The organism is Oligella ureolytica DSM 18253, from assembly GCF_000373745.1.
Lineage (GTDB): Bacteria > Pseudomonadota > Gammaproteobacteria > Burkholderiales > Burkholderiaceae_B > Oligella > Oligella ureolytica.
The window spans coordinates 1-5865 of sequence record NZ_KB892342.1; the positions used below are offsets into that span (position 1 = coordinate 1).

At 42.3% G+C, this 5865-nt stretch carries 8 protein-coding genes; 2 read left to right on the forward strand and 6 right to left on the reverse strand.

Annotated features, from left to right (window positions below):
• Positions 1-228: integrase core domain-containing protein (locus B092_RS14405; protein ID WP_018574429.1), on the forward strand; the 228-nt coding region annotated here is incomplete at its 5' end.
• A gap of 179 nt (positions 229-407) precedes the next feature.
• Here B092_RS14405 and B092_RS0111675 read toward each other — a convergent pair.
• Both B092_RS0111675 and B092_RS0111680 read right to left on the reverse strand, forming a co-directional pair.
• Positions 408-1142, reverse strand: a complete 735-nt coding sequence (locus B092_RS0111675) for an SH3 domain-containing protein (protein ID WP_018575413.1) — start codon at positions 1140-1142, stop codon at positions 408-410.
• Positions 1139-1417: a hypothetical protein gene (locus B092_RS0111680; protein WP_018575414.1), complete on the reverse strand. Its 279-nt coding sequence runs from the start codon at positions 1415-1417 to the stop codon at positions 1139-1141. Before B092_RS0111680 ends, B092_RS0111675 begins: the two co-directional genes overlap by 4 nt.
• Before the next feature lie 104 nt (positions 1418-1521).
• Here B092_RS0111680 and B092_RS0111690 point away from each other — a divergent pair.
• A protein-coding gene (locus B092_RS0111690) for an IS3 family transposase (RefSeq protein ID WP_115148539.1) occupies positions 1522-2624 on the forward strand; the annotation gives its coding sequence in 2 pieces (ribosomal slippage) (positions 1522-1774 and positions 1774-2624; 1104 coding nt in all).
• A 23-nt stretch (positions 2625-2647) separates the two neighbouring features.
• Here B092_RS0111690 and B092_RS15940 read toward each other — a convergent pair.
• From B092_RS15940 to B092_RS15650, 4 genes are all read right to left on the reverse strand, one after another.
• Entirely contained in the window at positions 2648-3334 is a 687-nt protein-coding gene (locus tag B092_RS15940; protein ID WP_018575417.1) for a VENN motif pre-toxin domain-containing protein, read from the reverse strand.
• Positions 3335-3361: 27 nt separating this feature from the next.
• Entirely contained in the window at positions 3362-4222 is an 861-nt protein-coding gene (locus B092_RS0111700; protein WP_018575418.1) for a hypothetical protein, read from the reverse strand.
• 390 nt (positions 4223-4612) lie between these two features.
• Positions 4613-4999: a DUF596 domain-containing protein gene (locus B092_RS14410; RefSeq protein ID WP_018575419.1), complete on the reverse strand. Its 387-nt coding sequence runs from the start codon at positions 4997-4999 to the stop codon at positions 4613-4615.
• Positions 4996-5865, reverse strand: an 870-nt coding sequence (locus tag B092_RS15650; protein ID WP_211208963.1) for a hypothetical protein, incomplete at its 5' end; no start/stop codon positions are given. The genes B092_RS14410 and B092_RS15650, both read right to left, overlap by 4 nt.

The following is a 5865-nucleotide window of genomic DNA, read 5'->3' on the forward strand; positions in this document are numbered from 1 at the left end:
CCCGGCAATCCACAACAAAACGCCTATGTCGAGCGCTATAATCGGACAGTACGTTATGACTGGTTAACCCAGAATCTCTTTGATAGTCTAGAAGAAGTTCAGCACGGAGCCACTGCTTGGCTCTGGACTTACAATAACGAACGCCCCAACATGGCATTAGGTGGCATCACACCGAGGCAAAAATTACATCAACATAAATTAAATCATTCTACTGCCAACTGCTGTTAAAAATGGGGGGATTACCGAGTCTAAGCAGATGAATCGCTACTGTTAATTAAGTTTCCTCTAACGATAGAACCTCAACGAGCCTGTATTTATATGAGGGTCGGGGTCTTGACGTGCACCTCCTCACCAAAGACCTAAGAGCCAATTAGCAAAATGCGGCAAAGCAATCAAAGTAACGCCACTTATATACCTACATATTTAGCAGGTAAAGTATATCCTTCGGGTATATCAGGCAAATTAGAGTTTTCTGACCAAGCTAAATTTTCAATATCAGCACAAGCTGCGTAAAAAAACTGATTCAACTTTTTACATAGTAAGTAAGCATTATTCAATTTAATAGAGAGCATGCGCAAATCCTTTGAGTAAGCTCGGATACTCTGATATTCAAAACAAGACATTAATGAACTTACTGTTTCCCTAAAATACTCGTCAAAATCCAAGCGATAATCAAGCTTCCAATAATCTGCTGCCATAGTCTGACCATTGAATTCTGTTAATTCAATTATGATTGGTTTAATTTTGTTGAAACCAAGATCAACCATGAAGATATCTGAGTCATTAGGAGCGTCAAATCTATTTTCACTGTTTAAATCTTTCCCACAATAATGAGCCTTTTCTCCATCAATTAAATACTTAATATCACTTTCTATGTTATAAAAAAAATCAGACAAATGTATAAAACTGACTCGTATACGGCCAAGCAAACAAACCACATCCACCCAACTTCTATCCTTTATTGCCTGACTAATAGAGTCCATCTGAGTATTAAGCTTGTCTATTAAATATTTAAAATCGACATTTAGATTTATCGAATAATTAATATCCAAAGAATCTTTATCAAAATTAATACAGTTTACTTCTAAAAGAGAAATAATATCTGATTTTATTTTTTCAAAATCAATTACTACATTCCTCACTTTAATTTCCTCTTTTGTTTATTTACCGCCTCTGTTTTACTATCGTTTATACTACCGTCTAAATTTAAAACATGAATAAAATCACCACGTTTATTAAACACCTCAATATGATCTTTGTGCAGATTATCTAAATAAAACAAATTACCTTTTTTAATATTATTGCCCATATTATCATCAGCCCGATATACACTCTGACCTTGCACTATCTTATTAGTTTTTGTGGAACTGACCTCTAATTGCTTCCCAAAACCTGACTGGCTAAAGAACTCCTTCATATTCCCAACTGCACCCTCATTGGCTTGATACGGATCGCGAGACTTGGTAATCTCCCCTCAGAGCCGTAGTGATTTAAGGTAGAATTTTCTATAAAGGAAATTCAATGCGTAAATCAAGATATACCGATAGTCAAATTTTAGCGATTCTTAAGCAGGCAGAGGCCGGTACGCCGCTGCCTGCGCTTTGTCGTGAGCACGGCATGAGCAGCGCCACCTTCTATAAATGGCGTGCCAAATATGGTGGCATGGACACCTCCATGATTGCCCGTCTTAAGGAGCTTGAGGCGGAGAATAAACGCCTCAAGAAGATGTATGCCGAAGAACGCCTGAAGGCAGAAATCATCAAGGAGGCGATGGAAAAAAAGTGGTAGCGCCATCTCGGCGTAAAGAGATGGCGCAAAAGGCTGTCCAGTATCGTGGTGTCAGCATCCGCTTAGCTTGCCAAGCCTTCGGCATCAGTCAAAGTTGCTACTATTACCAAGCCAAAGGGCGTGAGGAGAATGAGCTCATCGCCGATTGGCTGTTAAAACTAGCTGCTGAGCAGAAGACGTGGGGCTTTGGTCTTTGCTTTCTCTATCTTCGCAACGTTAAGGGTTTCAAATGGAATCACAAGCGAGTCTATCGCATCTATCGGGAGTTGCAACTCAACCTGCGCATCAAGCCGCGCCGTCGCATAAAACGAGATCGTCCGGAAACTTTAGGAACAGCCACAGGCATTAACCAAGTCTGGTCGATTGACTTTATGCACGATACACTCTCTAACGGGCGCACCATTCGTTTGCTGACCGTGGTGGATGATTTTAACCGTGAAGGCTTAACTATCGAGGTGGACTACTCTCTACCCTCTGAGCGCGTTACACGCGCTCTGGATCAGGTAATGGAGTGGCGAGGACAGCCTGCTTGCATACGCATGGATAACGGGCCTGAACTCATTAGCAATCACATGGTGTGTTGGGCGAAGGAGAAGCAAATAACGCTTTTACATATCCAGCCCGGTAAGCCACAACAAAATGCGTATGTGGAGAGGTATAATCGAACCGTTCGTTATGATTGGCTGGGGCAACATCTCTACGACGATTTGGAAGAGGTGCAGCAGGAAGCCACGCGTTGGCTCTGGACTTACAATAATGAACGCCCGCATATGGGCATTGGTGGCATTACCCCACAACAAAAGTTAGAACGATTTTTTAATACTGTTTCTACCTAAAATTGCTACTAAAAATGGGGGGACTACAACTTAGCCTTAACTGCCCTGCCGACAGAGTTCACAGCATGCCCCGCTAATAAGGCATCTTCTAGACTTAACCCATAACGCTCTTGCAACTCAAGGGCAAAATTCTCTGAAAGAATAACCCCTTCAGCATCTCGCTGCACGATATATAACGCCATCAAATCGTAAGCCATTTTTATCGGTATGTCTTGGCTTAAGGCATTCTCTAGCGCTTGTTTAACTAACAATGAGTCTGTAATGATGAACCCATAGTCCTGAGCACACTGTTCTGGGTTATTAGCGCAGTCACTAATTAATTGCTCTTGCTGTGAAATACTCAGTTGTTCGTATTTCTCAATAATTTGATTGCAATTTGCTTTTGTCTCGCAAGAATTAATTTCCTCAGCCCAATCATTAATTTGCTTGACAGTAAGGTAGTTATTATCCACCGCCGTCCCCGCCGACTGCGTACCTTGCGCAATACCCGAGTCCGTACCTGAACTTGCGCCCACACCGGCACCCACTAAACTCGTGATACTGGAGATGGTGGCTTTTTCATCGGCGTTAAGCTCATTGGCTGCTTTACCGTAGAGGTAATGGGCGAGAACTGGGGCAGCGGCTTCTGCGCTGATGGCCGCACCTGCGGCAGAGAGTGCATTGTTACCCCCCGTGGCAGCCACGGCTGCAGCGAGTAGCCCGTGCGACAATAAATGCTCGGTACTACCCTCACGAGTCTACAACTTAACCGCCCACGGACTAAAATCAAAGCGTCCCGGGGTTTGCAATAAAGTATGTGCGCTATAAGCATCAATAGCTTCACCCGGGTTATTAAGGTAATAAACCGTTTTAAAGTCAAAGTCCTTAATCCAGTAAATGCGTCCGTCAGGATTACTATCCACTACATACAGTTGATCTCCAATAAAAGAGTAATCCTCAGGTAATCTACTATCTAGGAAACATCTGAAACTAACCCACCTATCTTCATAATATCCATCCCCTTCACCCGGAACCATGCGAGTAACATACAGATTAGGAATTTTCTCTAACAAACTAGGCAAAATAGTTTTCTCCCAGCTTACATCAAGTAATACAGCAACATGAGAAACTGGTGTCCAATTAGCAAACGGATCACTAATAAACTGGCGAGGATTAACCGAAACGGCATCTTCTGTCGTCCCCCAACCCCTACTACGGTCTAACCAAGACTGCTTAATGACCTCTGCAATATTGGGGGTTGAATGACCTTCGTAACCATATCTTGCCCAAATCACCCGACCCTTCACTACAAAAAATCCATCATGTGACAACCTATCTTTAGGCGAATTTGGCTGAGGACTGGTTCTTCTCCAGCGAAAACCCACCATATAGTCAGAGGCATGCTCTTGAAGAGCCGCGAAGCTCAACGGCTGTAACTCGCGTAAAGGTTCAATCAACCAATCCTTGCCACCTTTTAACAAGACATTTATATCTGAACGATGAAGTCGATCCTGTTTAATTAACTCCTCCCGTTCTTTTGCCCCAAAGTCCTCATACTTATCAATAATATAATCAAATTCTTGTTTCGCTTCTTCAAACGTAAATACATGACCTGCCATACACTTTTTCCTTAAACTAGTAGTTTTAATATAATTATTGACTTCTTTCTTTAGCCGCTTTAAAAGGATTAGCCAATAGCACCATAGGTTGTTAATAATCAGGAAAATCCATTAATGAGCTCTTGTCGCATCGCTAGCAACAAATACCGTGGAACAATACCTTCATAACCTAAATGGAGTACCGATAGAATCGAGACGTCATTAAGCCATTTAATCAATCGCTATTCACCTAACCCGGACTTCTACAAGACGACCAAGTCCACAAGATATGCCCGAACAATAAAACTGCATTAACCGTGGCACATCCAGAGCCTAAACTAGCGACGATCAATCATCGTACTCGGTGTGCCACTTACGCTTAACTCTCTACTGCAAATAAAATAGGATTATTTACGTCCCTTCGACAAAGCCATTTTCATAGAACCAAACAAAACCACATAAAGGCCAAAAATCTATTAACTTACCCGTTGTATGATCCTGCGTAAACTCAAAATCAACCTCATCTAAGTCAGCTTCATTTTTAGGCCAACGCTCTGAATACAGTGCCAATTGTTCCTTTATCGTCCCCTCAAGAAACTTATTCTGAAAAGCCAATTTTAAGCGCCCTTCTTTCATCAAACGATACATCATCGATAGAAAAAACTGCTTGCGATCCTCATACGTTGAAGTCTCTCCTAAGTAAAAAATCACTTCACCCCATAATGCAGAGGCTGTCATTCCATTAGAAAGTTCATACAGTTCATCATAAACATCATCTTTAATATCAATTATTTTCATCTAAACTTTACCTCTACCTTATTCTGTTTAAGAACTCGCTCACCTAGCTGATGCCCTCTTGTTCCCACAACATCTATCGTCCAGCGAGCTTTTGTTTCATCAGAACTACGCGAACCATTCCGCAAATTATAGGTTAAATCCCCATCTTTAACGGTATACCGTATCGCTTGATTACCGTCTAAATCTTTTAAGCCAGGTAAAGGATTAGACTGAGGTAACTTATCCACACCCGTCAATTGCTTAAAATAGCTCATCACGTCCTGTTCACTCACCCCATCAAAAATGGCAGCATTTTGACTTATCTGCGGGTTGGCTTTAATCAAATGACCATTGATCGTGATTTCGGCCTGCTTAACTTTCTCCCTCGTCCCTGTAAAGTTATCAAACAATTCGTGTCTACGTTGTTGAGTCTGTAAGACGCTCTTCGCTGAATCTGCAACGCTACCCGTTGCTTTCGACCAAACCCCTTTGCTAAGGACAAAGACTTCACCGCCCAGTTCAACTAGCTTGTCTACGCCTTGACTGATCGGCTTAGTAGCCACCGCCGGGATAAAATCCCCAAAATCTGCCAGAGCATCTAATGCCAACGTACCCCAGTTCCCCTGCTGAATGTCCAGTGTATGTTTCAGGTTAATGCCTAAGACACCTAATTCTTCGTGTAACCCTAAATGCGTAATGCTTGCAGACTCTTTTTGTAAATCTAGGTACGCCACGCACGACGTATCACCTTGACATTGAGCGTACAGATTTTTAAACGTCGCATCCAGTTTCTCATGCCACGCAACCACACCCTCTTCGGTCAACCCGCTTTGTTTAACGGAAAGGTCATACCATTTCTGACGTGTTTCTTGACACGCCTCAGCACT